Here is a 26,118-nt window from a genome sequence, read left to right as displayed (position 1 = left end):
CCGCAGAAACGGATATGTACTCAGTCGCTTTTCAGAGCGGCTCCACACCCTCGACAATAATCACCTCAGCCAAAGCCACACCCTCACGGTGCCCCCTAGCCTCCTGATACAACGCCGAGTGATAGCACGCCACCGCCTGCTCATAGGAATCGAACTCAATCACCACACTGCGTTGCGGCGTAGGCCGGCCTTCCATCGCCTCACTGCGCCCACCGCGAGCCAGAATCCGACCGCCATACAGAGCAAACGCCTGCGGCGCCCGTTGAGTGTATTGGCTGTATTGATCAGGGTCGGTGATATCCACATGAGCAATCCAGTACGCCTTCATAGTGACCTCTCGGTTTATTTTGTATTATGGTATACCACATTACCAATCCAACAAACACTGAGACTCCAGCATGGCCTTCAACAGCATCGAAGAAATCATCGAAGATTACCGCCTCGGCAAAATGGTCCTGCTGGTCGACGACGAAGACCGGGAAAACGAAGGCGACCTGTTGCTGGCCGCCGACTGCTGCACGCCCGAGGCGATCAGCTTCATGGCCCGTGAAGCCCGGGGCCTGATCTGCCTGACCTTGACCGACGAACACTGCAAACGCCTGGGCCTGGAGCAGATGGTGCCGAGCAACGGCAGCGTGTTCAGCACCGCCTTCACCGTGTCCATCGAGGCCGCCGTCGGCGTGACCACCGGTATCTCCGCAGCAGATCGCGCCTGCACCGTGGCCGCTGCCGTCGCCGCCCATGCCGGCCCCGCCGACATCGTGCAACCCGGCCATATCTTCCCGTTGCGCGCCCGGGAAGGTGGCGTGCTGACCCGCGCCGGCCATACCGAAGCCGGCTGCGACCTGGCACGCCTGGCCGGCCATACGCCCGCCTCGGTGATCGTCGAAGTGATGAACGACGACGGCACCATGGCCCGGCGCCCGGACCTGGAAGTGTTCGCGCGCAAGCACGGGATCAAGATCGGCACCATCGCCGACCTGATCCACTATCGCCTGAGCACCGAGCACACCATCGTGCGCATCGGTGAGCGTGACCTGCCGACGGTGCACGGCACCTTTCGTCTGATCACCTTTGAGGATCGCATCGAAGGCGGTGTCCACATGGCCATGGTCATGGGCGATCTGCGCCGCGAGCAACCGACACTGGTGCGCGTGCATGTGATCGACCCATTGCGCGACCTGGTCGGCGCCGAATACAGCGGGCCGACCAACTGGACGCTGTGGGCCGCCTTGCAGCGTGTCGCCGCCGAAGGCCACGGCGTGGTGGTGGTACTGGCCAATCACGAATCCTCCCAGGCGTTGCTCGAGCGGGTACCGCAATTGACCCAGCCGCCCCGGCAGTTCAGCCGTTCGCAGTCACGGATTTATTCGGAAGTGGGCACCGGTGCGCAGATCCTGCAGAACCTGGGTGTCGGCAAGCTTCGTCACCTCGGGCCGCCGCTGAAGTATGCGGGCTTGACCGGGTATGACCTGGAGGTGGTGGAGAGTATTCCATTCACCGAGTGATTCCGAGTTTCCTCCAATGTAGGGGCTTGCCTGTGGCGAGGGAGCTTGCTCCCGTTGGACTGCGCAGCAGTCCTTTTTGGGGCCGCTCCGCGACCCAGCGGGAGCAAGCTCCCTCGCCACAGTCATGCTCACTTGAGCAACAAAATATTCGCTTTCGGCTGATAGCCGGTACGGCAAAGTGCTTGCACAAAGTTTGGAATACCATAATATGATATTCCATAGACCGGACAGTCAGCACTGACTCGCCGGACCTACTGCTCCCGATAGGCGGGCACAAAAGCCCCGCTCATAAACACAACAATGAGGGCGTGAAAATGGTGTTGAACAAACGTGCGACCGCAGTTCTTTTTGCGGGACTGCTGAGCGTGACCAGCCAGGCATTGCTGGCGGCTGAAAGCGTCAACTTCGTCAGTTGGGGCGGCAGCACCCAGGATGCGCAGAAGCAGGCCTGGGCCGACCCGTTCAGCAAGGCCAGCGGCATCACCGTGGTGCAGGATGGTCCGACCGACTACGGCAAGCTCAAGGCCATGGTCGAAAGCGGCAACGTGCAGTGGGACGTGGTCGACGTCGAAGCCGACTTCGCCCTGCGCGCCGCCTCCGAAGGCTTGCTCGAACCCCTCGATTTCAAAGTCATTGATCGCGACAAGATCGACCCGCGCTTCGTCAGCGATCACGGCGTCGGCTCGTTCTTCTTCTCCTTCGTCCTCGGCTACAACGAAGGCAAGCTCGGCGCCAACAAGCCTCAGGACTGGTCCGCGCTGTTCGACACCAAGACCTACCCCGGCAAACGCGCCCTCTACAAATGGCCAAGCCCTGGCGTGCTCGAATTGGCACTGCTGGCCGATGGCGTACCTGCCGACAAGCTCTACCCGCTGGACCTGGACCGCGCCTTCAAAAAGCTCGACACCATCAAGAAAGACATCGTCTGGTGGGGCGGCGGTGCGCAGTCGCAGCAGCTGCTGGCCTCCGGTGAAGCGAGCATGGGCCAGTTCTGGAACGGCCGGATTCACGCGCTACAAGAAGACGGCGCTCCGGTCGGCGTAAGCTGGAAGCAGAACCTGGTCATGGCCGACATCCTGGTCATTCCCAAGGGTTCGAAAAACAAGGACGCGGCGATGAAGTTCCTGGCCAACGCCAGCAGTGCCAAGGGCCAGGCGGACTTCTCCAACCTGACCGCCTACGCCCCGGTCAACGTCGACAGCGTACAGCGCCTGGACTCGGTGCTGGCCCCGAACCTGCCGACCGCTTACGCAAAGGATCAGATCACTCTTGATTTCGCGTACTGGGCCAAGAACGGTCCGGCCATCGCGACACGGTGGAACGAATGGCTGGTCAAATGAAAATGACGGCAACCGCGTCTCGTCCATCCACTGCCACCGGGAGCGCCACGGGCGCTGCCGGTTCGGCGCCTGCCAAGGCAGCTGTGATGACGCAATCTCCTTCCCTGGCGCAGCGCTGGCGTGGCGCGAGCAACCTGGTGCCCGCCCTGCTGTTTCTTGGCCTGTTCTTTCTGGCGCCGTTGATTGGCCTGCTGCTGCGCGGCGTGCTGGAACCGGTGCCGGGCCTGGGCAACTACGAACAACTGTTCGCCAACTCGGCCTATGCCCGGGTCTTGCTCAACACCTTCTCGGTGGCTGGCCTGGTGACCCTGTTCAGCCTGTTGCTGGGCTTCCCGCTGGCCTGGGCGATCACCCTGGTACCCCGTGGCTGGGGTCGCTGGATCCTCAGCATCGTGCTGCTGTCGATGTGGACCAGCCTGCTCGCCCGCACCTACTCCTGGCTGGTGCTGCTGCAAGCCTCCGGGGTGATCAACAAGGCGTTGATGGCCATGGGCATCATCGATCAGCCGCTGGAGATGGTGCACAACCTCACCGGCGTGGTGATCGGCATGAGCTACATCATGATCCCGTTCATCGTGCTGCCGTTGCAGGCGACCATGCAGGCCATCGACCCGATGATTTTGCAGGCCGGTTCGATCTGCGGCGCCAGCCCCTGGACCAACTTCTTCCGGGTGTTCCTGCCGCTGTGCCGGCCGGGACTGTTCTCCGGCGGCCTGATGGTGTTCGTGATGTCCCTCGGTTACTACGTGACCCCCGCACTGCTGGGCGGTGCGCAGAACATGATGCTGCCCGAGTTCATCATTCAGCAGGTGCAGTCGTTCCTCAACTGGGGCCTGGCCAGCGCCGGCGCCGCGTTGCTGATCGTGATCACGCTGGTGTTGTTCTACTTCTACCTGAAGCTCCAGCCGGAATCACCGGTTGGCGCCAGCAACGCGAGGTAAGCCGTTATGCTCCTGACCCCCAATGCCATGAGCCGGCGCATGCGCTTCGGCCTGTATGCCACCACCGGGCTGATCGGTCTGTTCCTGCTGCTGCCGATCGTGTTCATCGTGCTGCTGTCGTTCGGATCGTCGCAATGGCTGGTGTTCCCGCCACCGGGCTGGACGCTGAAATGGTACGGCCAGTTCTTCTCCAATGCCGACTGGATGAACGCGGCCATGGCCAGCCTCAAGGTCGCGGTGCTGACTACGTTCTTCGCCGTCGCTTTGGGCCTGCCAACCGCGTTCGCCCTGGTGCGTGGCCGCTTCCCCGGCCGGGAAATGCTCTACGGCCTGTTCACCCTGCCGATGATCGTGCCGCTGGTGATCATCGCCGTGGCGGTGTACGCGCTGTTCCTGAAACTGGGTTACACCGGGACCATGTTCGCCTTCGTGGTCAGCCATGTGATCGTCGCGTTGCCGTTCACCATCATCTCGATCATCAACTCGCTGAAGCTGTTCGATCAGTCGATCGAGGATGCGGCGGTGATCTGCGGCGCCTCGCGCCTGCAAGCGGTGTTCAAGGTGACCTTCCCGGCGATCCGTCCGGGCATGGTGGCCGGCGCCCTCTTCGCCTTCCTCGTCTCGTGGGATGAAGTGGTGCTGAGCGTGATGATGGCCAGCCCGACCCTGCAAACCCTTCCCGTGAAAATGTGGACCACCCTGCGCCAGGACCTGACGCCCGTGATCGCCGTCGCTTCGACGCTGCTGATCGGCCTCTCGGTATTGGTCATGGTGATCGCCGCCGCTCTGCGCCGGCGCAACGAAATCAGCGCTTGAGCGCCAGGAGTACGACATGAGTGCAGTGATCAAAGATTCCGCGCAGCAAAATGACAAACCCCTGGTCAGCTTGCGTAACCTGAACAAGCACTACGGCGACTTTGCCGCCGTGGACAACATCTCGCTGGACATCAAGGACGGTGAATTCCTCACCTTCCTCGGCTCCAGCGGCTCGGGCAAAAGCACCACGCTGTCGATGCTGGCCGGCTTCGAAACCCCGAGCAGCGGCGAGATCCTGGTCAACGGCCAGTCGCTGGTGAACGTGCCGCCGCACAAACGCGACATCGGCATGGTGTTCCAGCGCTATTCGTTGTTCCCGCACCTGTCGGTACGCGACAACATCGCGTTCCCGTTGGCCATCCGCAAACTGGCCGCCGCCGAGCGTGAGCGTCGGGTCGATGCGATGCTCAAACTGGTGCAGCTTGAGCAATTTGCCCATCGCCGCCCTTCGCAACTCTCCGGTGGCCAGCAGCAACGGGTCGCCATTGCCCGGGCGCTGGTCTATGAGCCGCGCATCCTGCTGATGGACGAACCCCTCGGTGCGCTGGACAAAAAACTGCGCGAAGACTTGCAGGATGAACTGCGCCAGCTGCATCGGCGCCTGGGCATCACCATCGTCTACGTGACCCACGATCAGGAAGAAGCCATGCGCCTGTCCCAGCGCATCGCGATTTTCAGTCACGGCAAGATCGTCGGCCTGGGCAGCGGCTATGACCTGTACCAGAATCCGCCGAACGCCTTTGTCGCCTCGTTCCTCGGCAACTCGAACTTCCTCAAGCTCAAGGCCCAGGGTAATGCGGTGGCGACCTTCGAAGGGCAACCGCTGTCGATCCGACTCACCGCCGGCCTGCAAACCGATCAGGACGTGCTGTTGATGGTGCGTCCGGAAAAAGCCCTGGCCCTGAGCAATGAACAAGCCCTTGCCGAACCGCTGGCCGCCGGCTGGAACGAAGTCTCGGCCAAGGTCGTGGAAGTGTTGTTTCTCGGCGAAAGCCAGACCTGCAGCGTGATCACCGCTGGCGGCACCTCGATGACGGTCAAGGCGCTGTCAGCCGCCGGCATGCCGCTCAAGGCCGGCGACCCGGTGCGAGTGCGCTGGGCCACCGCCGATGCCTGCGTGTACACCGAATGGACCGAAAGCGACCTGAACAAGGCCGCCGGCGCTCACTGATCCTTTGGCCTGCGCGTGCGGGCCACTATAATGAGTCACCCTCGGGCCACCACAACGTCGGGTTGTGGTGGCCTTTTTTCTGTCACCTGTAAGATAAATTGGACAACGGATTCCTAAAATCCCGGTTTAATGCTAAATAGTGCTCAGTATTTTTAACACCCGACCCTGTCGTGCCACACAGTGCAACGAGAATAACGATATGAAAGTCCATTTCGAGAAAAGTGAAGTGTTTGGGACCCTCCACCTGCAAGCGGCGGTGGCAGCATGATCGAAGTTACCGAAGTTTCCATTGCCGAGCTGCGCGCCGCGCTCGAATCCGGCCAGACCACCTCGGTTGAACTGGTCCAGGCTTATCTCGCGCGGATCGACGCCTATGACGGCCCCGAAACGCCTACCGCATTGAACGCCGTCGTGGTTCGCAACCCCGAGGCGCTCGCCGAAGCGCAAGCGTCCGACGCCCGTCGCGCCAAGGGCCAGACCCTGGGAGCACTGGACGGTATCCCTTACACCGCCAAGGACAGCTATCTGGTCAAGGGCCTCACCGCCGCTTCCGGCAGCCCGGCCTTCAAGGACCTGGTCGCCTATCGCGACGCGTTCACCATCGAACGCCTGCGCGCCGCCGGGGCCATCTGCCTGGGCAAGACCAACATGCCGCCGATGGCCAACGGCGGGATGCAGCGCGGCGTCTACGGCCGCGCCGAGAGTCCGTACAACGCTGACTACCTCACCGCCCCATTCGCCTCCGGTTCGTCGAACGGCGCGGGTACTGCCACTGCCGCGAGTTTCGCGGCCTTCGGCCTGGCGGAAGAAACCTGGTCGAGCGGTCGTGGCCCGGCCTCGAACAATGGCTTGTGTGCCTACACCCCTTCACGCGGGGTGATCTCAGTGCGGGGCAACTGGCCGTTGACCCCGACCATGGACGTGGTTGTGCCGTTCGCCCGGACCATGGCTGACCTGCTGGAAGTGCTCGACGTGGTAGTGGCCGATGACCCGGACACCCGTGGCGACCTGTGGCGCCTGCAACCCTGGGTGCCGATCCCGAGCTCGTCCTTGGTGCGCCCCAAATCCTACGCCGCACTGGCCGCCAACAGCGAAGCGCTCAAAGGCAAGAAGTTCGGCATTCCACGCATGTACATCAACGCCGACCCTGAAGCCGGCACTTCCGAAGCACCGGGCATCGGTGGGCCGACTGGCCAACGCATCAACACCCGTCCTTCGGTGATCGGGCTCTGGGAACAGGCGCGCAAGGCCCTCGAAGCCGCGGGCGCCGAAGTGCTCGAAGTGGACTTCCCGTTGGTCTCCAATTGCGAAGGCGATCGCCCTGGCGCGCCGACCGTGTTCAATCGCGGCATCGTTTCCAAGGAATTTTTACACCATGAACTGTGGGACCTGACCGCCTGGGCGTTCGATGATTTCCTGCAAGCCAACGGCGATCCGAAACTGAATCGTCTGGTGGATGTCGACGGCCCGCAGATCTTCCCTCACGACCCGGGCACCCTGCCCAACCGCGAGGGCGACCTGGTCGCCGGCATGGATGAATACGTGCGCATGGCCGAACGCGGCATCACCCCGTGGGACCAGATCAGCACGATGCCGGACGGCCTGCGCGGGCTGGAAAAAACCCGCAAGATCGATCTGGAAGACTGGATGGATCGCCTGGGCCTCGACGCGGTGCTGTTCCCGACGGTTGCCGATGTAGGCCCGGCAAATGCCGATGTCGATCCGCAATCGGCGGATATCGCCTGGAGCAACGGCGTGTGGGTCGCCAATGGCAACCTCGCCATCCGTCACCTCGGCGTGCCGACGGTCACCGTGCCGATGGGCGTGATGCCGGACATCGGCATGCCGGTCGGCCTGACGTTTGCCGGGCGCGCCTATGACGACTCTTCGCTGCTGCACCTGGCGTCGGCGTTCGAGTCGACCGGCAGCAAGCGCATGATCCCACCGCGTACCCCGCCATTGGTCGCTGACAAGCGCTAACCGGTAAGACCGTGGCGGCTCACTCGAGCCGCCACGGCTGGCAAATCAGGGATCAACCTGGGCCATCAGTTCCGGAATCGATTCCGGTCGGTTGGCATAACGCTGCGCCAACATCGCACAGACCATCAGTTGAATCTGGTGGAACAGCATCAATGGCAAGATCAGCAAGCCAATGGTGCTACCGGCAAACAACACCTGCGCCATCGGCACCCCGGTCGCCAGGCTTTTCTTCGAACCGCAGAAGAGAATGGTGATGCGGTCTTCCTGGTTGAAACCGAATGCCTTGCCCAGTACGGTCGAGGCCACCAGCACCAGCGCCAGGACCACGCAGCACGCCACCACCAGCCCAACCAGATCCAGCAACGGAATCTGGTGCCAGAGGCCTTCGATTACCGCCTCGCTGAACGCACCGTAGACCACCAGCAGAATCGAGCCCTGATCGACGAACTTCAACCAGCTCTTGTTGCGCGCCACCCAATTGCCGATCCAGCGCCGCGCGATTTGCCCGGCAATGAACGGCAGCAGCAACTGCACGCTGATCTTGAGGATGGCGTCGAGAGTCGAGGAGCCTTCGCCGTGCACGTTCAACAGCAGGGTCACCAGCAACGGCGTGAGGAAAATCCCGAACAGGCTGGACGCCGCCGCGCTGCAAATCGCCGCCGGGATGTTGCCCCGCGCCAGCGAAGTAAAGGCAATCGCCGACTGCACCGTGGCAGGCAGCGCGCACAGGTAAAGCATGCCCATGTACAGGTCATTGCCGATCAGCGGCGACAGCAGCGGCTTGAGCGCCAGGCCGAGCAGCGGGAACAGCACGAAGGTCAGGCTGAACACCAGCAAATGCAGGCGCCAGTGTCCGGCACCGGCAATGATCGATTCGCGGGACAGCTTGGCGCCATGCAGGAAAAACAGCAGCGCGATGGCGATGTTAGTCAGCCAGCCAAAACCGACCGCGACCTGGCCGCTGGCGGGCAGCAGGCTGGCGAGCGTCACTACGCCGATCAGGGTCAGGGTGAAGTTGTCGGGTAACAGACGGGGGCGAGTCATGGGGTTGATCATCCGGGGGTTGCCAGTACGTGAAAACGACTCTAACGTGACTGGGAATTACCGACTAACGCCGATGAGCCAGCTGATGCCGCCTAAAGGACATGACAAGAGTGTTCGACGCAGTATTCCCGGGCTGTCCAGCCTGCCACGACCGCTCTACGGCCGTACCGAATCGCTGCCCAATCGCGCCCTGACCCGGCGCCACAGCCACCCGTGGGTGCAGCTTTCTTATGCAATTCAGGGCGTACTCGAAATACAGACCGGCGTCGGGCGTTTCGTCGCCCCACCAGAGCGGGCGGTGTGGATTCCGGCGGGCATGCCGCACCGGGTGTTCAGCTCGCCGCGCACGGAAATGCGCAGCCTGTACATCGATTGCAGCGTTTCGACATGGGCGCCGCCGGGCTGTCATGTGTTGGGGGTTAGCGATTTGTTGCGCGAGTTGATCCGCGCCTTCAGTCAGATACCGGTGGAATACGATCAGAACGGTCCGCATGGCCGGTTGGCCCAGGTGATTCTGGATCAATTGGCGCAGGCGCCACAAATCGATTTGATGCTGCCCCTGCCCCAGGACAGCCGATTACGGCAAATCGCGCAGAGCCTGGAGTCGCACCCGGAGCAACAGACCACCCTCAGTCACTGGAGCGACCAATTCGGGGTCACCGAGAAAACCCTCAGTCGCCTGTTCCTGCGCGACACCGGCCTGACCTTTCGCGCCTGGCGCCAGCGCTTGCGCCTGCTCGGCGCCCTGACGCCACTGGAACAGGGCGAGCGCGTGACCGACGTCGCGCTGTCCTGTGGCTACGACTCGACGTCGGCGTTTATCGCTGCCTTCCGCCAGCAGTTCGGCGAAACACCGGGGGAGTTTTTTCGCTGAGCCCAGCACAGGGCCATGGGTGTACACAGAATCTGTACTCGACACAAAACCCTGTGGGAGCGAGCTTGCTCGCGATGGCGGTGGATCAGTCGACACATGTATTGACTGACACTACGCCTTCGCGAGCAGGCTCGCTCCTACAGGGATCTCACACAATCTCTCGGTGTTACTGATCGGACTTGATGCTGGTCCAGACCCGGGTACGCACCCGCTCAAGCTTTTGCGGCAATGGCTGCACGACGTACAGCGTCTTCAAGGCCTCGCTGGTCGGTGTCAGGTTCGGGTTGCCGGTGATGTCCTTGTCGATCAGCGCCAGCGAGTCCTTGTTGGCATTCGGGTAACCGAGGAAGTCGCTGATCGGCGCGATGACTTTCGGGTCCAGCAGGTTGTTGAGGAATTCGTGGGCCTCGGCGACGTTCTTCGCACTTTTCGGGATGGCGAAGGTGTCGAACCAGATCGGCGCGCCCTCTTTCGGCAGGCGCCAGTCCACGACCACACCGTTGCCCGCCTCTTTGGCGCGATTGCCGAATTGATAGAAACTGCCGGAGTAACCGATGGCCACGCAGATATCGCCGTTGGCGATGTCGGTCATGTACTTGGCGGAGTTGAAGTAGGTGACGTAAGGGCGAACCTTGAGCATCAGCGCCTTGGCTTTTTCGTAGTCATCCGGGTTCTGGCTGTTCGGGTCCAGGCCCAGGTAATGCAGGGCCAGCGGCAGGATCTCCGACGGCGAGTCGAGCATGGCGACGCCACAGGCCTTGAGCTTCTCCATGTTCTCGGGCTTGAACACCAGGTCCCAGCTGTCCACCGGCGCATTCTCGCCCAGCGCCGCCTTGACCTTGGCCGGGTTGAAGCCGATCAGCACGGTGCCGTACATGTAGGGCACGCCGTACTGGTTGCCCGGGTCGTTCTTGTCCAGCAGCTTGAGCAATGCAGGGTCCTGGTGCGACCAGTTCGGCAGCTTGGACTTGTCGAGTTTCTGGAACACGCCCGCCTTGATCTGGGTTTCGATGAACTGGTTCGACGGCACCACCAGGTCGTAACCGGAGTTACCGGTGAGCAACTTGGCCTCCAGGGACTCGTTGGTGTCGAAGGTGTCCCAAGTCACCTTGATCCCGGTGTCCTTGGCGAAATCCTTGGGCACGGACGGCAGGATGTAGTCCGCCCAGTTGTACACCCGCAATTCGTGCTGTTCGGCGTGCACCGCGCTGGCCAGCAGCGACAGTCCGCAAACGGTGGCGCCCAGTATGCGTTTCATTGAGTCCATGGATCATTTCCCCAAGTGTGGCGTGAGTTCGATGGTTTTTATGTTCTGTACACGGCAGCGGCCTTGAAAATAGCCAAGGGCAAGGAAGTGAAGCGTTTGGTTGTGGTTTTCATCCTGGGTGGCCGACTCAGCCACCCGCGTCTGATTCTTGCTGACGGCGTCGCGGGTTCACAGCGTGAGGCAGGCCAAAAGGAGACCGAAATGGCCAAAATACCTGTCCGCATTGATCAGCGGCGCGAGGCACTTCACCAAGGGTTAGTCCAAACAGCCGATGCCCGGGCAGTCTCCTTGCTGCTTATTGCGCATCACACCAATAACAAGATCGCGAGGCTTCGATGCGTGCTCCACTCCTGCTTGCCCTGCCCCTGCTCGGCCTGCTCAGTGCCTGTTCCGAACCCTATGACCCACAACCGCTGGCCAGCACGGGCAATGCCACTGCATTGATCGGTAGCGCCGCTGTCGCACGACCGCTGAGCGGCGCCGTGCCTGCCAACCCCTTCATGGCCAGCAACGGCAGCAGCTACATGCATGCCGATGGCTACAGTTCCGACACGCACCCCGGCCCCGGTCCATTGGGCGGCGACATGCAAGTGAGCAGCCGTGACGGCAGTCGCAAACCCGGCGGCATGTGCCCGATTCATACCTTCGACCAGCAGGGTCGCCTGGTGGTGCTGTGCGCCAACCTGATGCAGTTCGAACTGCAACTGCTGGAACCGCGTACTCTCAAGCTGCTGGCCCGCTACCCGCTGCCGCCGCGTCCGTCGACTTTCCACGCGCTGATTACCCTGGACCCGGACAAGATCATGGCGGACACCTCCGGCGCCTATTTCTATGTCGACGAACAGAATCGCGTGGTCATCGCCGATGCCGAGCAGCACATCCAGCGCGTCGTGCATCGTCAGGATGAATCCGGTGCGTGGTCGTTCGAAGAGGTCGACAACTGGGACCTGAGCGATAAGGTTCCCCACGATTGTGTGCGGCCCACCAACTGGTTTGCCAAAGGCGAATGCGACCCCATCACCGGGGTCATGCCCGATCACCAGGGCTTGATCTGGTGGATCACCCGGCGTGGCCGTATCGGCACCCTGAATCCCGACACCGGCAAGGTTCAGGGCATTCAACTGGCCAACGAAGAAATCCAGAACGGCATGTCGGTGGCGGTCGACGGTGTCTATCTGGTGTCTGATCACGCCATGTACCGCTTCGCCGCCGATGCCGAGGGCAAGCCCGTGCAAGACTGGCGCGAAGTGTACGACCGTGGCACCGGGCGCAAGGTCGGGGCGATCAATCAGGGCAGCGGTACCACCCCGACCCTGCTGGGCGAGCGCTACGTCACCATCACCGACAACAGCGACGGGCGCATCAACCTGCTGGTCTACCGTCGCGAACAGGACTACGCCGGCAATCGCCTGATCTGCAAGCTGCCGGTGTTCGACAACAATGCCTCGGCCACCGACAACTCGGCCATCGGCTGGGGTCGCTCGATCATCCTCGAGAACAACGCCGGCTACACCAGCGCCTTCGCGCAGAAGGACTGGCAGGCCGTGCACGGCGGCATCAGTCGCATCGATATCCGCACTGATGAGTCGGGCTGCGACCGGATCTGGGAATCGAAGGAGCGTTCGCCATCGGTGGTTCCCAAACTCTCGGTGAGCAACGGCCTTTTGTACTTCTACACCTTCGAGCCGCAGCCCGACGGCGAAAACGCCTGGTACCTGACGGCGCTGGATTTCGACAGCGGCCAGACCCGATTCAAGGCGCTGAGCGGGGTCGGTCAGGCCTTCGACAACAACTGGTCGCCGATCACACTTGCACCGGATGGAACGGCCTATGTCGGGACTTTCGGTGGGTTGGTTGCGCTTTGGGACAAGGGTGTGAATGCGGCGAAGGAGCAGCCGCAGTTGAGCAAGAAGTAGCAACCGTGAAGTGAGCCGGGCCGAAAATAGACCCGGCCCTGTCGAACAACACTACACCTGTGGCGAGGGAGCTTGCTCCCGCTGGGCCGCGAAGCGGCCCCAACGCACGCCATCTCAACTCAGTCAGAACGGGTTGTCCGGATAGCGACTGCTGCGCAGCCGAGCGGGAGCAAGCTCCCTCGCCACAATCAACCGTCTGTTCTATCGCTTTGCTCACCTACAACAACGACAAGGTGTAATTGATGATGAACCGGTTCTGATCCACATTGCGCCCGGCATCGGTATTGGACTTGGCGTTACGCAGTGTGAACCCCACCCCCTTGAACGTGCCTGACTGCAACACATAGTCAAGGGTCATGTCGCGCTCCCACTCTGACTGGTCACTGGCGTTTTGCGCCTTGATGTCCGTGCCCTTCAGATACACGATCGAGGCTTTCAGGCCCGGCACGCCCAAGGGCGCGAAGTCGTAGGTGTATTGCCCGAAATTGGTCTGCTCGCCGGCCCGGGCAAAGTTCTGGATCATCTTGTCGGTGGGCAGGTAGACACTGCCGCCGCCCGCCCCCTTGTCCACCAGGCTGCCCTGGTTGGGCTGGACAAAGTTGCTGCCATCGCCCACCCGTTGATGCCCCACCGACACCGCGTGCCCGCCATGGGTGTAGGTGACCATCGCAGCCCAGGTGCTGTTGTCGATTTCACCGTCGTTGTCGTCGGTGTAGCCCGACACCCGATAACCTTGCGCGCGGCCGGAGGCAGAGCTGTTGGCACCGCTCGAGGTGGTGCGGAAGTAGCGCAGGTCGGTGGTCAGTGAGCTTGCGCTGTCGATGGACAGGATGTGCGTCAGGCCGAGAAAGTTCTGGTTGTAGAAGTCTTCCAGCTGCGCGAAGTAGTACTGGGTCTTAAGCGTTTTGGTGAGGTTGTAGTCACCGCCGGCGTAGTAAAACTTGTTGCTGTCCTGCGTGCTGCCGGCGACCGACAAGCCTGTGCGGTCCGTCGAGGCGCGCCCTACCGCGTGCTCCAGTACACCGCTGGTCAACGTCAGACCATCGATGTCGTTCGAGGTAACCTGCGCTCCGGTAAACGATTGCGGCAACACACGGGCATCGTTCGCCAGCAGGATCGGCAACTTCGGCAGCAAGGTGCCGTAGCGAAATTCAGTTTTGGATACCCGCATCTTCGCCGTAGGGCCGAAGCTGCTCCAGGCGTCGGCCGCGCCGTCACCGTCGGAAGGAATCATGCCGCTACCGACGTGACGCCCCGCTCCGCTGTCCAGTGTGATGCCGAGCAATGCCTGAGCATCGAGCCCGAACCCCACCGCGCCCTGCGTAAACCCGGACTCATAGCGCAACACGAAACCCTGGGCCGCTTCTTCAGTTTTCGAAGGGACAGCGCTGCCATCGCGATTGTCGCTGTTGAAGTACAGGGTGCGCATCGAAAGGCTGGCCTTGCTGTCTTCCAGAAAACCATGACCTGCGGTGTCAGCCGCCTGTGCGCACACCGAAGTGGTGGCCAGCAGGACTGCGGTGGGAATCGCTCGTTTGAACATAGGGTGCTCCTGGGTGTTTCTTATCGTTATTTGAAGGTTTCACCGCCAGGCAGGCCCCGATTGCCGCCCACGCAACAGCGCTCAATACGGACGCAAAAACAGGCGCGCTCGCTGAGTGACATGAGTCATCGGACGTTCGAGGTGAGGGTTGACTGGCTGGCTTGTGAAACTCTTAAAACATTTCGAGAGGCTATTATCAAACGCGGTGAAAGTAGTTTTCGTACAGGGATAAGCCTTGTCGCGCAGGGGTATGGACGATCACTGTTTTTGTATATCGGTGCGGCGGATTTTCATCATACTGACATCATCGGCGGTGTTCGGTGACTGCTTGCATGTCCCAACAAGAGCAATGACCCATGAACGATCAAATCGAACTGTACGGCGCGAACACCGGCAACAGCCTGCGGGCAGCGATTGCCCTGGAAGAGTCGGGCATCGCCTACACCGCACGCAGGCTCGACCTGTACGCACAGGAACACCGTGGCCCGGCCTTCCTGGCGCTTAACCCGGCCGGGAAAGTCCCGACCCTGATCGATCACGGGCCAACGCCGATGCTGGTCATCAACCAGTCCAACGCCATCATCCAGTACGCCGATTCCATTGCACCCGGAAGGCTGGCACCGGCGCAGCCGGGACCTGCACGCACCCGGGTGATCGACCGCTATTTCTTTTTCGTCACCGATGTCATCGCCCCCAGCCATGCCGCCTTTTTCCTGCACCAGGCGGGGCAGGACAAGGCAGCGGCGATCATCGATCTGCGGGTGATCGAGCAACTGACTTACGCGGAAAGTTTTCTGACTGCCGACTTCATGGCTGGAGAGCAGTTCTCCATGGCCGACATTTCGGCGTTCACCATCGTCACAGCGTTCCGTGATCGACTGGAATGGCAAGAGCTTCCGCAACTTTCGCGCTGGTTTGACTCGGTCGAAGCCAGGCCGGCGGTACAACGCGGTCTGAATGCGTTCAAGCATTCCTGAGCGGTTGCCGAAAACAAAAATGCCCAACAAAGCGCCGACCATGTGCCCGAGGGCAATCGCCAGCAAACCCCAGAACAGGTTGAGGTGGAACACCTGGACCACCATGGCGCCGGTGACGATGGGCAGTGGCGCGATGTTGGTGCTGAACCACAGGGTGAACAGATCGCGGGCCTTCCCGTGGCGCTCTGCGAGTGGAACGTAGTCGACCGTGTGGTTCTCGATGAACGGATCTTGCCGGGACATCTGGGACATGTGCATGAACTCCAGTTTGTCTGTTCTTATCTTTGTATGAAGCCAAACCGGGGGGACTCTCTGGCCGCCCCTCAGATGCAGACCATATTATGGCATCCCAAACGTCAAACAAGACCGATCCGGTCTTTGAACAAGCATTTGAGCCGGCATCCTGCCCGAACCGCGCCAGCGCTTGCTAGCTTAAAGCCCCGTAATCATTGGGTTTCAGACGAAAACATTACGTTTATCAGTTCACCTAAAAAGACCTTGCAATCGATGTATTACGGTATACCATCAGACCTACAAATACATAAAAACGCGTCACACCACCCGAGGACCGTCCAATGATCGATGCCGCCATCTACAAACAAGTCATGGGTTCGTTCCCGTCCGGAGTGACCGTGATCACCACCTTGGATGACGATGGGCAAATCGTCGGCCTGACCGCCAGCGCCTTCAGTTCGCTGTCGATGGACCCGGCCCTGGTGCTGTTCTGCCCCAACTACAGCTCCGATTCCTACCCGGTCCTGATCAAGAACAAACGTTTTGCCATCCACGTGCTGTCCGGCGGCCAGCAGAACGAAGCCTATGCCTTCGCGCGCAAAGGCAAGGACAAGGCCCAGGGGATCGAGTGGACGCTGAGCGAGCTGGGCAACCCGATTCTGGCCAACGCCACGGCGGTCATCGAATGTGAACTGTGGCGCGAATATGAAGGCGGCGACCACGCCATCATGGTCGGCGCGGTGAAAAACCTGATCGTGCCCAACCAGAATGCCGGCCCGCTGGTGTATTGCCACGGCAAGATGGGTGCCCTGCCCGTTCTGGCCTGAAGCGATCACATGACAGCCACAAGTCAGTCGGCGCTTGATCTACCTTTTACTGACTGAGATCCGGACTGTTCGTCAGAATATATTTTTCTACAATTTAGTATTATGGTATACCAACAACCAGCAGGCCCGCAGTCGACAGGCCAACAACAAAAGATCCGAGGTAAGCGTCATGAAGTTTTCCCTGTTCGTACACATGGAACGTTGGGACGAAAGCGTCAGCCACCGCCAGTTGTTCGAAGACCTGACCGAACTGACGCTGATGGCCGAGGCCGGTGGTTTCAGCACCGTGTGGATCGGCGAACACCACTCCATGGAGTACACCATCTCGCCAAGCCCGATGCCGCTGCTGGCTTATCTGGCGGGCAAGACCACCACTATTCACCTGGGCGCCGGCACCATCATCGCGCCGTTCTGGCATCCGCTGCGGGTGGCCGGTGAATGCGCGTTGCTCGACGTGATCAGCAACGGGCGCATGGAAGTCGGCCTGGCCCGTGGCGCCTACCAGATCGAGTTCGACCGCATGGCCGGCGGCATGCCAGCGTCCTCCGGCGGTCAAGCGCTGCGGGAAATGGTTCCGGTGGTGCGTGCCCTGTGGAACGGCGACTACGCCCATGACGGCGACATCTGGAAATTCCCGACCTCCACCAGCGTGCCCAAGCCGATCCAGCAGCCGAACCCGCCGATGTGGATCGCTGCCCGCGACCCGGACTCGCACAACTTCGCCGTGGCCAACGGCTGCAACGTCATGGTCACGCCGCTGATGAAAGGCGACGAGGAAGTCCTCGACCTGAAGAACAAATTCCAGGCCGCGCTGGACAACAACCCTGGCGTGCCGCGCCCGCAACTGATGGTGCTGCGTCACACCCACGTGCACACCGCCGACGATCCGCAAGGCTGGGAAGTCGGGGCCAAGGCGATCTCCAGGTTCTACCGCACCTTCGATGCCTGGTTCGGCAACAAGACCACCCCGGTCAACGGCTTCCTCGCGCCGAGCCCGGAAGAGAAATTCGCCGGTCGCCCTGAGTTCGAGCTGGAAAGCCTGCACAAGACCGCCATGATCGGCACCCCGGAAGAAATCATTCCGCGCATCAAGTACTACCAGGAACTGGGGGTCGACGAATTCAGCTTCTGGTGCGATAACAGCCTGCCCCACGCGGAGAAGAAAAAATCCCTGGAGCTGTTCATCAAGCACGTAGTGCCTGCGTTCCGGTAGGAGCGAACTCGCTCGCGATGGACGCCAACGATAACGCGCGCCATCTGAATGACCGCGTTATCCAGAAGTTTTTCGCGAGCAGGCTCGCTCCCACAAGGGTCGATTCCAATGATGACTGGTCGCCTCCCATCACTCGCCCTTCCCTCCGGCGCCGCGCGGGCTTACCTGCGCGGTGAATGGACCGCTTCGCACCTGCATTTCAAGCGCCTGCGCGCCAGCGTTTCGGCCAAGCAGAACGGCTTCTGGCAAACGGTTCACTGAGCCCACCCGAACAGCCAATCACGCACCCCGCGTCTCGCCATTGCATGGCGCGTACGGTGCTTTGTGTTTCGCCTTTGATCAGGTTTGCCCAATGAACAATAACAACGCGCTGTTGATCATCGACATGCAGCAGGAGGACGGTTTCGTCCTGGAAAACTTCGACAGGGTGGTCACCCATACCGCCGCCCTGCTCGATACCGCCCGCCGTCAGCGGATGCCTGTCATCTATACCCGCCACATCAATCAGGCCGACGGCAGTGACCTGCCCCGAGGCGAACCCCTGGCCGCCGACGGTGGCCCCGGCAGCTACCGCGCCGGCACCCGGCAAGTGGAAATCATCGAGTCGCTGACGCCGCAGCCCGGTGAATTGATCATCGACAAGGGCCGTTACAGTGCCTTTCACCGCACCGACCTCGATGCCCGACTCAAGGCAATGGAGGTCGACACACTGACCGTCTGTGGCGTGCTGACCGACGTCTGCGTGCTGACCAGCGTGTTCGATGCCTTCGCCCTGGGCTATCGCGTGCGCCTGGTCAGCGATGCCTGCACCACGACCACCGAGGCCGGGCATTACTCGGCCCTGCTGATCATGGCCAACTGGGTCTACGCGCTGGAAATCCTCACCACGACCGAGTGCCAGCGCGCCCTGGAGCACCGCGATTACATCAGCCTGATCCCCGAGCAACCGGACCTGTTTGCCCACCAGCCCCATGAGCTGCAAAGCACCATCGCCCGTCTGCAATCCCGTCTCGTCCGGACTCAGGAGTGATCGCCATGCAAGTCGAAAAAAGAAGCATCGATTTCATCCCCGAGACCGAACGCCACGGCAAGCCGGGTTCGCTGTTCTATATCTGGTTCGGCGCCAACATGAACATCACCACCATCGCCTCCGGCGTGTTGCCGGTGGTGATGGGGCTCAACCTGTTCTGGAGTGCGCTGGCGATCATCTTCGGCTCGTTGCTGGGGGCGATTTTCATGGCCTCGCACTCGGCCCAGGGACCGAAACTGGGCATTCCGCAAATGATCCAGAGCCGGGCGCAATTCGGCGTGTTGGGGGCGGTGTTGCCGCTGCTGTTCGTGATGCTGATCTACCTGGGTTTCTTCGTCAGCAACACCTTGCTCGCGGCCCAGGCGCTGGAGTCCGTCAGCCCGCTGCCGATGTCCGGCAATATCTACCTGATCGGCGCGTTGTGCTTCGTCGTCGCGCTCTATGGCTATCGGTTGATTCACCGCTTGCAGAAGCTGCTGTCGATTCTGTCGCTGGTGGTGTTCGTCGCCGCCACAGTGCTCGCCTTGCAGTTGCCGATCCCGGCCGAACAATGGCTGCCAACAGGCTTCTCGCTGTCGAAGTTCCTGGTGGCGGTGAGCATCGCCGTGACCTGGCAACTGTCCTACGCGCCTTACGTCGCCGATTATTCGCGCTATCTACCGAGCAACACGCCGACCGCCCAGGTGTTCTGGTACAGCTACGCCGGCACGGTCAGCGGGGGCGCATGGATGATGATTCTCGGGGCGATCCTGAGCGTCGGCATCGGCGACTTTTCCAGCAACGTCGGCGGGCATGTCGCCGGTCTGTTCGGCGCTGGCGCGGTGCTGCTGTTCGCCTTCATCGTCTACGGCCAGGTGTCGATCAACGTGTTCAACCTGTACGGCGCGTTCATGTCGACCATCACCGTGATCGAACCCTTCGCCCGGCTCAAGGTGACCCCGCGGGTACGCGGTGTGTTCATGCTGCTGATCAGCCTGGTGGCCACGGCCCTGTGCACCATCAGTCAGGACGACTTCATCAGCTTCTTCCTCAACTTCATCTTCTTCATGAGCTACTTCCTGATCCCGTGGACGGCGATCAATCTGGTGGACTACTACTGCCTGCGCAAAGGCCAGTACCGGATTGACGACATCTTCGACCTGAACGGGATCTACGGGCGGGTCAACTGGATCGCCTGCGGCAGTTTCCTGCTGGCGATTGCCCTGGAAATTCCGTTCATGAACACCACGCTGTACGTCGGCCCGGTGGCCACTGCGCTGGATGGGGTGGATCTGGCGTGGATCGTCGGGTTGCTGGTGCCGGCGTTGAGTTATTACTGGCTGATGAAGCTCGGCAAGCGGGCGCCAGTGTTGGATTCAGTGACGTAATGATAAACGGGTGATAGAAAAAGGTCGCAGCCTGCGGCAACTCCTTGTATCTCGACTATCGCTCCGTCAGGAGCGATAGTTCTCGACTGATCATCGAGGGCGGGATCTGGAAGACGCGCAGCTCCTTAGGCGTTAAGCCTGCAACAACGTAGCAGGCTAATTACCGGATGCATCCTACAAGGCACACGGAAACGTCCTATTTCTAACTAAATCAACTTCGCCAAAGCTATGCAGCCCCAGGACCGGGGCGCAAATGCAGACCTTCCTGCTCGCCCCCATTCAGACCAGGAAGGCCTGATCATGCTCCCCCAACTGTCCACCTTCTTCGATGACAGCCGCCTCAAACGCTGGGGCCGTAACCTTGACCATGGTCTCGACGTCCTCACCTTCCCCGGCAGCAAACGCCTTGACCATCCCTTCACCCATCGCGTCGAACGGCTTATGCCGAGATTGTCATTCGCTACGTTTCCGCTGTCCTTGTTCTGCGTTCTAGTCGGTACGTTGTTCGCTCAAAGTACTCAGGCTGGCACCCTTGAAGCAGTTAATCACACCCACTGGGCCATCAATCGATTCAGCGTTGAGGGTCGTTCTGGAATCGACATTATTGGGCCATATCAGGGCGGAGGTGGGGGGTGTTGTTACAGCGCGCCAGCGCGCTGGAAGCCGGGGATGACGGTGCGGGTTGATTGGGAGACTGGCGCCAGTGGAGTGAGCGATCTCGCCGACGAGTTCCCAGGGTTTGCCGATCGACCCAAGTACTTGGCATGGATAGATAAAGTCGATGCTCAAAAACGCCAACACAGCAAAGTCGTGCCGGTCCCGGACTACACCGACCAAAAAACCTGCGGCCTCACCGTGCACTTCCTGCCCTGCGATGACCTCCTGGTCACCACCTCTTGTTACGCCTACGGCAGCCCCGAATACCCGATCAAGACCCCATTGCACTTGCCGGAGCCTCAGTCATGTCCGAAGTGAAACATGCCCGCGTCTGCTATCCGCCGCCATTTCCGCTGGAGGGCCGATTGCCCCGCCAGGCCTATCAGGTCCATCAGAACCTCTCGCGCCAACACCAGCAGGAGAGTGATTACCATGATGCCCTGTGTATGGCCGCCGGCCGCCGGGTGCTGAGGCCATGTTGCAAGTCCTTGCACATCAGCCTGTTCTTCGACGGCACCGGCAACAACCTCAACAATGACCTGTACGAATCCACTCAGCCACACCCGACCAATATTGCCCGGTTGTTTCGCGCGACTATTGGCGACGGCCATGCCGGCGGCACTGCGCACAACGCCAGGGCCCAACGCCTGACCGATGCCGTGGGTACGGGCTATGGCGAGTACTTCAAATACTACATGCCTGGCGTGGGGACGCCTTTTGCGGAAGTCGGTGATCTGGATTACACCACGCTGGGGCTGGCCGGCGCCTGGTACGGCGAAGAACGGATCAACTGGGGCCTGCTGATGATCATCGATGCCCTGCGCCGCGCGCTGGGCCAGCCACGGCTGGACGATGCCAGCTTGCTGGCGGCGGTCAAGGCCATGGGCACTGTGCCGGGCATGGAGTGGGCGGCGGGGCAGACAAACCGTCGCATTGAGTTTCGCAAGCAGCTCAAGGCCATTGAAAAGCCCTTGCATATCGCCCTGAGCCAGCCGCAGCCCGGTATGTCGAAGCTCTTGGGTATCAAGCTGTTTGTCTATGGCTTTTCCCGTGGTGCGGCAGCGGCGCGGGCCTTTGTCAGTTGGCTGAACGAGCTGATGCGTTATACGCCAGCGCTGAAACTGGGCGAACTGGAGCTCCCCGTCAGCGTGGAGTATTTGGGGCTGCTGGACACCGTGGCCTCGGTGGGCTTCGCCGATATCGTGCCGGGCGCGAACGGTCATATGAGCTGGGCCGATGGCAATCAGGAGTTACCCGGTGGCGGACTGGTCAAGCGCTGTTTGCACCTTGTGGCCAGCCATGAGCAACGACTATGTTTTCCATTGGAATCGATTCGGCGTGAGAGCGGAGATTATCCGGTTAATGCCGTGGAGGTTATTTATCCGGGTGTGCATTCCGATCAGGGTGGGGGCTACCCGCCGGGGGATCAAGGCAAGGCTTTCAGCCCGGATACTCGAAATGGAGATGGCCTATTATTGTCGCAGATCGCCCTTAACGATCTGTATGCCGACGCCTTTGTTCATGGCGCCCCCTTAAAGGTACCCAAAGCTACCTTGCCAGTATCCATTAGCGATGAGCTTTGGCGGGCGATGGATCTCGAACTTGTGCGAGAGTTTGACACTACGACTGAACTTGTTACGCGCTTCAACGCCTGGCGCCAAACAACGCTGGGTCTGCCCCCTGTTTCTCAGCCGCTGCCCACTGAGCAGACCGAACGATACCAACCGCTCCCATCCACCATTACTCTCGAACAGGCCGTGCGCGAACAACTCGGCTGGATCACCGCCTGGCGCATCGACCGCTATGCCTTTGCCAGTCTGAGAAAGACCGCTTTCTATCTCGACGCGAGCGATACCCACGCTGATCCCGACACACGGGCCACCGCCGAGACCCAGCGTACAAAAGCCCAGGCGGAGATTGAAAAAAACCGTCTCCAACAACGCGCCCGCGAACGCAACGGGCGCACGCCGAAAACGCCCCTGGCGCCCGGGGTCCCGGATTTCGATCCGGACCTTGCAAGAACCCAACTGCGCGAAGCGGCCGAAGAGTTCCGTGCGAACTACCACGACCCCGATCACCTGGCCTCCAGTCTCAGCCGAGTATTACCGGCCAACGCTCCGCCTGCCGTCGTTATGCGCATCATCACCGCCGATGCGCGGGTCGAGTGCCGGCAGATGAAGGCCGCCGGTCGGGCCAGGGTCAGTGAGTTGTTTCCACCTCCTGAACGCGAACGCAATCACTGGGACGAAAAGAACCGTGGCAATGTCGACGAGAGCCGCAATGCCAATCAGCCGGCAGGCCTGCTGCGTGCGCTGTTCGATGATCAGGTCCACGACTCCCGCGCCTGGTTTCTTTATTCGTTCGGGCGCGAACCGCTGGGCAGCTATTTTCGCGAACGCATGGTGTTCTTCGGTGAAGCCAGCCGCAGGGAGCTGGCACTCCATCCCGAAACGCAGGCGGCAATGCTGGCGAGCGGCACGCCATTGCCAGCCTATGCACCTGGCGTGGTCGCACGTCCTCCCGTCATGGATGCTCAACACCTGGCTGAGGTCCACCAGGCCATCGACGCCATCTGGGAAGACTTTTACAGCAAAGTCGGCGACGCAGGCGATGCACAGGCCTGACTCGGTGGTTCGACACTCGGTAGAAGGAACAAAACCCATGTCCCATCGCAATGCGTGTCGCCTGCAGATCCGGGCTCTAGCGGGCTTGGCTACGGCCGTGCTCCTGCAAAACGTCGAGGCCAGCTCTCTCGAAGCCATCAATCACACCCACTGGGCCATCAATCGATTCAGTGTTGATGGTCGTTCGGGCATCGACATCATTGGCGCCTACCAAGGCGGGGGTGGAGGGTGTTGTTACGTCGCACCAGCGCGCTGGCAGCCAGGGATGACGGTGCGCGTCGACTGGGAGACCGGGGTAGCCGGTTCAAAAGGTTTTCCCGGTTTTGCTGATCGAGACAAATACTATGCTTGGTTGGACAAAATGGAGGCACAAAAGCGCAAACACAGCAAAGTCGTGCCAATTCCCGACTACACCGGCCAAAAAACCTGCGGCCTCACCGTGCACTTCTTGCCCTGCGACCAGCTGCAGGTCACCACCTCTTGCTACGCCTATGGCAGCCCCGAATACCCGATCAAGACCCCGCTGCAATTGCCGGAGCCCCGGTCATGTCCTAAATAACGCGGTGATTTCGTCACGGCGAGGAGGCCGAAACTCTGAATGCCATGACCGCAGATACGGGTATGGTCCCTGAAAAACAATTAGCTTCCGAGCCGCCTTCGCTAGCTACGCCATGCACACCAAATCTCAGGCAAAAAAAATCCCAGGCAGCTGATGGACGCCTGGGATTTAAAAATGCATAAACCGTGGTGGTGAACGCGGCGCGGATATTACGGAATATTTCGGCCTGTAACAAGATATTTTTATTCACTATCCAGTTACTAATCCTTCTAACCCCTTCAATATCCACATATTTTCTAAGGGCGACTACAGGAACCAGCGATACTCCCGCGCGCTGATGTCATGCAGAAATGCCAGATGATCCTGACGTTTGTTTTCGCAATAGACGTCCACAAACTCCGCCCCCAAGCCTTCGCGCAGCGATGCATGACTTTGCATGGACTGCACCGCTTCGAGCATTTCCAGCGGAAAATCGATGCCACTGCCACGGTCTTCGTTGAGCGGTGCAATCGGCTCGCGTTCCCCTTCCAGGCCTTGCTCCAGCCCTACCAGAATCGCCGCCAACGCCAGATAGGGGTTGGCATCGGCGCCCGCCAGGCGATGTTCGATGCGCAGGTTCTTGATGTCCGACTCCGGAATACGCAAGCAGGCATCGCGATCCTCGAAGCCCCAACTGGCGCGGGACGCGACGTTCACCGTGCCGCTCAAGCGGCGCATGGCGTTGTGGTTCGGGGCAAAGATCGGCATGCAGTGCGGCAACACCTCCAGGCAACCGGCCACTGCATGGCGCAGCGCCCGCTGGCCGTTCGCCGCCAACAGGTTGTTGCCGGCCTGGTCATACAGGCTGACATGCACGTGCATGCCGCTGCCGGGGTGCTGCAAGTAGGGTTTGGCCATGAAGCTGGCGCGGTAGTTGTGCTTGAGCGCCACGCCCCGGGTGCTGCGGCAGAACAGGGCCGCCCAGTCGGCGGCGCGCAGGCCGTCATCGCAATGGCCGAAGTTGATTTCGAACTGGCCCGGGCCGAGTTCGGCGGTGATCACCGTGGCATCGACGCCTTGGGCTCGCGCGGTCTCGACCATTTCATCGAGCACCGGGGCGAAACGCGACAAGCGTTCGATGTGCATGTTCGGCTGATCGTCGGCATCGCCGGTCAATTCATCACGAGGGAACTGCGGCAAGCCGTCCTTCAAGCGGCTGTCGAACAGGTAAAACTCCAGCTCGAAGGCCACCACCGGGAAAATGCCCTTGCGCTTGAGCCGGTCCAGCACCTGCGCCAGCACTTCGCGGGGTTCGAATTCGATGGGTTTTTCGGTGCCGTCGGAGGTGATCAGCATCTGGCCCAAGGGCTGTTTTTCCCAGCTCACCAGCTTCAAGGTGCCGGGCACCAAACGGCGCTGCGCATCCGGGTCACCATCGTTGAAACAGTAATCGCCGATCTTGAACAGTCCGCCCTGGGTGCCGAGCAGCACGCAGTTCTGCGGCAGCTTCAGTGCACTGCCGGCAGCGACTTTTTCCAGCATCTCGATCGGGTAGCGCTTGCCGTAGAAATGCCCCGGAATGTCCAGGGAGATCAGGTCGACGTAACGCACTTCGGGGTTGCAGTGGCGGAAGTTGCGAACCTCGGCCAGCAGTTCAGAGCACACAGCATCCATCGTTTTGTTCCTTGTTGTTATCAGGTGTAAACCCAAAGCACACGGGTCAGTTGGTCGGACAGGTTGCCGTAGCGGCAGTGCGCATGGCTGGCCAGTTGAAAGCTGTCACCGGGATGCAGGGTCACCGGTTCGTTGTCGTCGAGCCACAGGGTCAACTGCCCTTCCAGGACGTAACCGCCCTGCTCGGAGCTGTCCTTCATGTGTCGGTCACCGCTGCTGGCGCCGGGCTCGAGCTGGCTTTCGAGCATCGAAAAAGACGCGCGCATCTTTGGCGACACGAGGATGTCGGTGATGCCGTCGGCGTAGTACAGCGTGCGGCGCTCGTCCGGGCGGGTGACCCAGGACAAGGCCATGGGTTTGGGCAGGCTGTAGAAATAGGTGGTCGGCACCCCCAGGGTTTCGCTGATGGCGGTCAGGTCCGCCACGGTCGGGCGCGACAGGCCGCGCTCGACCTGGGACAGAAAACCCACGGAGCGACCGATTTTGTCCGCCAGTTCCTTCAGGGTGTACTTCTTGTGTTTGCGCAGGTCCTGGATCAGGATCGCCAGCGCCGAGATTTCTTCTTGCATGTCCATCT

Annotated in this window: 23 protein-coding genes and 1 pseudogene; 17 read left to right on the top strand and 7 right to left on the bottom strand. The window is 60.9% G+C overall.

Going from position 1 to position 26,118, the window contains the following annotated elements; all coding sequences use genetic code 11:
- Positions 1–31: 31 nt before the first annotated feature.
- Positions 32–328, bottom strand: coding sequence for a DUF1330 domain-containing protein (locus VC35_RS26235; protein ID WP_046043526.1), 297 nt, complete (start codon positions 326–328; stop codon positions 32–34).
- A 70-nt stretch (positions 329–398) separates the two neighbouring features.
- Between VC35_RS26235 and ribBA the strand changes: the two genes are divergently transcribed.
- From ribBA to VC35_RS26205, 6 genes are all read left to right on the top strand, one after another.
- Positions 399–1,508 (top strand): bifunctional 3,4-dihydroxy-2-butanone-4-phosphate synthase/GTP cyclohydrolase II, encoded by a 1,110-nt coding sequence (gene ribBA / locus VC35_RS26230; protein ID WP_046043525.1) that lies wholly within the window; start codon positions 399–401, stop codon positions 1,506–1,508.
- 314 nt (positions 1,509–1,822) lie between these two features.
- The gene (locus VC35_RS26225) at positions 1,823–2,848 is read left to right on the top strand and encodes an ABC transporter substrate-binding protein (protein WP_046043524.1); all 1,026 of its coding nucleotides are present in this window, start codon (positions 1,823–1,825) and stop codon (positions 2,846–2,848) included.
- Complete coding sequence (locus VC35_RS26220) at positions 2,845–3,789, top strand: ABC transporter permease (RefSeq protein ID WP_046043523.1); 945 nt, start codon at positions 2,845–2,847, stop codon at positions 3,787–3,789. The genes VC35_RS26225 and VC35_RS26220 overlap by 4 nt, the downstream gene beginning before the upstream one ends.
- Before the next feature lie 6 nt (positions 3,790–3,795).
- On the top strand, positions 3,796–4,605 hold the full coding sequence (locus tag VC35_RS26215; RefSeq protein ID WP_007976227.1) for an ABC transporter permease: 810 nt from the start codon (positions 3,796–3,798) through the stop codon (positions 4,603–4,605).
- A 16-nt stretch (positions 4,606–4,621) separates the two neighbouring features.
- Positions 4,622–5,776, top strand: a complete 1,155-nt coding sequence (locus tag VC35_RS26210; RefSeq protein ID WP_046043522.1) for an ABC transporter ATP-binding protein — start codon at positions 4,622–4,624, stop codon at positions 5,774–5,776.
- A gap of 264 nt (positions 5,777–6,040) precedes the next feature.
- Positions 6,041–7,756, top strand: a complete 1,716-nt coding sequence (locus VC35_RS26205) for an amidase (RefSeq protein ID WP_046043521.1) — start codon at positions 6,041–6,043, stop codon at positions 7,754–7,756.
- Between the two features lie 45 nt (positions 7,757–7,801).
- Here the strand turns inward: VC35_RS26205 and VC35_RS26200 are convergent, their stop codons facing one another.
- Entirely contained in the window at positions 7,802–8,800 is a 999-nt protein-coding gene (locus tag VC35_RS26200; protein ID WP_046043537.1) for a bile acid:sodium symporter family protein, read from the bottom strand.
- A gap of 85 nt (positions 8,801–8,885) precedes the next feature.
- On the opposite strand from VC35_RS26200, the gene VC35_RS26195 reads away from it, so the two are divergent.
- Positions 8,886–9,674, top strand: a complete 789-nt coding sequence (locus VC35_RS26195; RefSeq protein ID WP_046043536.1) for an AraC family transcriptional regulator — start codon at positions 8,886–8,888, stop codon at positions 9,672–9,674.
- Between the two features lie 166 nt (positions 9,675–9,840).
- Here the strand turns inward: VC35_RS26195 and VC35_RS26190 are convergent, their stop codons facing one another.
- Positions 9,841–10,941 carry a polyamine ABC transporter substrate-binding protein gene (locus VC35_RS26190; RefSeq protein ID WP_046043520.1) on the bottom strand — a complete coding sequence of 367 codons (1,101 nt, stop codon included), beginning with the start codon at positions 10,939–10,941 and terminating at the stop codon, positions 9,841–9,843.
- Positions 10,942–11,276: 335 nt separating this feature from the next.
- On the opposite strand from VC35_RS26190, the gene VC35_RS26185 reads away from it, so the two are divergent.
- On the top strand, positions 11,277–12,857 hold the full coding sequence (locus tag VC35_RS26185) for a PQQ-binding-like beta-propeller repeat protein (protein WP_046043519.1): 1,581 nt from the start codon (positions 11,277–11,279) through the stop codon (positions 12,855–12,857).
- A gap of 217 nt (positions 12,858–13,074) precedes the next feature.
- Here VC35_RS26185 and VC35_RS26180 read toward each other — a convergent pair whose 3' ends face one another.
- Positions 13,075–14,400: an OprD family porin gene (locus VC35_RS26180; protein WP_046043518.1), complete on the bottom strand. Its 1,326-nt coding sequence runs from the start codon at positions 14,398–14,400 to the stop codon at positions 13,075–13,077.
- A gap of 356 nt (positions 14,401–14,756) precedes the next feature.
- Between VC35_RS26180 and VC35_RS26175 the strand changes: the two genes are divergently transcribed.
- On the top strand, positions 14,757–15,377 hold the full coding sequence (locus tag VC35_RS26175) for a glutathione S-transferase family protein (RefSeq protein WP_046043517.1): 621 nt from the start codon (positions 14,757–14,759) through the stop codon (positions 15,375–15,377).
- Between the two features lie 32 nt (positions 15,378–15,409).
- Here VC35_RS26175 and VC35_RS29290 read toward each other — a convergent pair.
- A pseudogene (locus VC35_RS29290) lies at positions 15,410–15,629 on the bottom strand (cytosine permease); the annotation flags it as partial.
- A 323-nt stretch (positions 15,630–15,952) separates the two neighbouring features.
- On the opposite strand from VC35_RS29290, the gene VC35_RS26170 reads away from it, so the two are divergent.
- The 8 genes from VC35_RS26170 to VC35_RS26140 all read left to right on the top strand — a co-directional run bounded on the left by VC35_RS26170 (position 15,953) and on the right by VC35_RS26140 (position 23,888).
- Complete coding sequence (locus VC35_RS26170) at positions 15,953–16,438, top strand: flavin reductase family protein (RefSeq protein ID WP_046043515.1); 486 nt, start codon at positions 15,953–15,955, stop codon at positions 16,436–16,438.
- A 169-nt stretch (positions 16,439–16,607) separates the two neighbouring features.
- Positions 16,608–17,651, top strand: a complete 1,044-nt coding sequence (locus VC35_RS26165; RefSeq protein WP_046043514.1) for an LLM class flavin-dependent oxidoreductase — start codon at positions 16,608–16,610, stop codon at positions 17,649–17,651.
- Between the two features lie 108 nt (positions 17,652–17,759).
- Entirely contained in the window at positions 17,760–17,912 is a 153-nt protein-coding gene (locus tag VC35_RS29690; RefSeq protein ID WP_221174502.1) for a hypothetical protein, read from the top strand.
- Positions 17,913–18,003: 91 nt separating this feature from the next.
- On the top strand, positions 18,004–18,681 hold the full coding sequence (locus VC35_RS26160; RefSeq protein WP_046043513.1) for a cysteine hydrolase family protein: 678 nt from the start codon (positions 18,004–18,006) through the stop codon (positions 18,679–18,681).
- Positions 18,682–18,686: 5 nt separating this feature from the next.
- The gene (locus VC35_RS26155; RefSeq protein ID WP_046043511.1) at positions 18,687–20,048 is read left to right on the top strand and encodes a purine-cytosine permease family protein; all 1,362 of its coding nucleotides are present in this window, start codon (positions 18,687–18,689) and stop codon (positions 20,046–20,048) included.
- A gap of 441 nt (positions 20,049–20,489) precedes the next feature.
- On the top strand, positions 20,490–21,023 hold the full coding sequence (locus VC35_RS29285) for a Tli1a family immunity protein (RefSeq protein WP_080925397.1): 534 nt from the start codon (positions 20,490–20,492) through the stop codon (positions 21,021–21,023).
- The gene (locus VC35_RS26145) at positions 21,011–23,329 is read left to right on the top strand and encodes a T6SS phospholipase effector Tle1-like catalytic domain-containing protein (protein ID WP_046043509.1); all 2,319 of its coding nucleotides are present in this window, start codon (positions 21,011–21,013) and stop codon (positions 23,327–23,329) included. The genes VC35_RS29285 and VC35_RS26145 overlap by 13 nt, the downstream gene beginning before the upstream one ends.
- A gap of 37 nt (positions 23,330–23,366) precedes the next feature.
- Entirely contained in the window at positions 23,367–23,888 is a 522-nt protein-coding gene (locus tag VC35_RS26140) for a Tli1a family immunity protein (RefSeq protein WP_080925394.1), read from the top strand.
- A gap of 306 nt (positions 23,889–24,194) precedes the next feature.
- On the opposite strand, the gene VC35_RS26135 is transcribed toward VC35_RS26140, so the two are convergent.
- Together VC35_RS26135 and VC35_RS26130 are read right to left on the bottom strand one after the other, a co-directional pair.
- Complete coding sequence (locus tag VC35_RS26135; protein ID WP_046043508.1) at positions 24,195–25,541, bottom strand: glutamine synthetase family protein; 1,347 nt, start codon at positions 25,539–25,541, stop codon at positions 24,195–24,197.
- 20 nt (positions 25,542–25,561) lie between these two features.
- A complete protein-coding gene (locus tag VC35_RS26130; RefSeq protein WP_007976194.1) occupies positions 25,562–26,116 on the bottom strand; it encodes a helix-turn-helix domain-containing protein in 555 nt (184 codons plus the stop codon).
- Positions 26,117–26,118 lie beyond the last annotated feature (2 nt).

Source organism: Pseudomonas fluorescens (genome assembly GCF_000967965.1).
Classification (GTDB): domain Bacteria; phylum Pseudomonadota; class Gammaproteobacteria; order Pseudomonadales; family Pseudomonadaceae; genus Aquipseudomonas; species Aquipseudomonas grandcourensis.
Note: the sequence above shows the minus strand (reverse complement) of the source record. Positions and strands in the feature narration are given on the sequence as shown.

Coding starts and splice junctions, on each gene's coding strand:
- VC35_RS26235 (WP_046043526.1), bottom strand. CDS start 328: ATGAAGGCGTACTGGATTGCTCATGTGGATATCACCGACCCTGATCAA.
- ribBA (WP_046043525.1), top strand. CDS start 399: ATGGCCTTCAACAGCATCGAAGAAATCATCGAAGATTACCGCCTCGGC.
- VC35_RS26225 (WP_046043524.1), top strand. CDS start 1,823: ATGGTGTTGAACAAACGTGCGACCGCAGTTCTTTTTGCGGGACTGCTG.
- VC35_RS26220 (WP_046043523.1), top strand. CDS start 2,845: ATGAAAATGACGGCAACCGCGTCTCGTCCATCCACTGCCACCGGGAGC.
- VC35_RS26215 (WP_007976227.1), top strand. CDS start 3,796: ATGCTCCTGACCCCCAATGCCATGAGCCGGCGCATGCGCTTCGGCCTG.
- VC35_RS26210 (WP_046043522.1), top strand. CDS start 4,622: ATGAGTGCAGTGATCAAAGATTCCGCGCAGCAAAATGACAAACCCCTG.
- VC35_RS26205 (WP_046043521.1), top strand. CDS start 6,041: ATGATCGAAGTTACCGAAGTTTCCATTGCCGAGCTGCGCGCCGCGCTC.
- VC35_RS26200 (WP_046043537.1), bottom strand. CDS start 8,800: ATGACTCGCCCCCGTCTGTTACCCGACAACTTCACCCTGACCCTGATC.
- VC35_RS26195 (WP_046043536.1), top strand. CDS start 8,886: ATGCCGCCTAAAGGACATGACAAGAGTGTTCGACGCAGTATTCCCGGG.
- VC35_RS26190 (WP_046043520.1), bottom strand. CDS start 10,941: ATGGACTCAATGAAACGCATACTGGGCGCCACCGTTTGCGGACTGTCG.
- VC35_RS26185 (WP_046043519.1), top strand. CDS start 11,277: ATGCGTGCTCCACTCCTGCTTGCCCTGCCCCTGCTCGGCCTGCTCAGT.
- VC35_RS26180 (WP_046043518.1), bottom strand. CDS start 14,400: ATGTTCAAACGAGCGATTCCCACCGCAGTCCTGCTGGCCACCACTTCG.
- VC35_RS26175 (WP_046043517.1), top strand. CDS start 14,757: ATGAACGATCAAATCGAACTGTACGGCGCGAACACCGGCAACAGCCTG.
- VC35_RS26170 (WP_046043515.1), top strand. CDS start 15,953: ATGATCGATGCCGCCATCTACAAACAAGTCATGGGTTCGTTCCCGTCC.
- VC35_RS26165 (WP_046043514.1), top strand. CDS start 16,608: ATGAAGTTTTCCCTGTTCGTACACATGGAACGTTGGGACGAAAGCGTC.
- VC35_RS29690 (WP_221174502.1), top strand. CDS start 17,760: ATGATGACTGGTCGCCTCCCATCACTCGCCCTTCCCTCCGGCGCCGCG.
- VC35_RS26160 (WP_046043513.1), top strand. CDS start 18,004: ATGAACAATAACAACGCGCTGTTGATCATCGACATGCAGCAGGAGGAC.
- VC35_RS26155 (WP_046043511.1), top strand. CDS start 18,687: ATGCAAGTCGAAAAAAGAAGCATCGATTTCATCCCCGAGACCGAACGC.
- VC35_RS29285 (WP_080925397.1), top strand. CDS start 20,490: ATGCCGAGATTGTCATTCGCTACGTTTCCGCTGTCCTTGTTCTGCGTT.
- VC35_RS26145 (WP_046043509.1), top strand. CDS start 21,011: ATGTCCGAAGTGAAACATGCCCGCGTCTGCTATCCGCCGCCATTTCCG.
- VC35_RS26140 (WP_080925394.1), top strand. CDS start 23,367: ATGTCCCATCGCAATGCGTGTCGCCTGCAGATCCGGGCTCTAGCGGGC.
- VC35_RS26135 (WP_046043508.1), bottom strand. CDS start 25,541: ATGGATGCTGTGTGCTCTGAACTGCTGGCCGAGGTTCGCAACTTCCGC.
- VC35_RS26130 (WP_007976194.1), bottom strand. CDS start 26,116: ATGGACATGCAAGAAGAAATCTCGGCGCTGGCGATCCTGATCCAGGAC.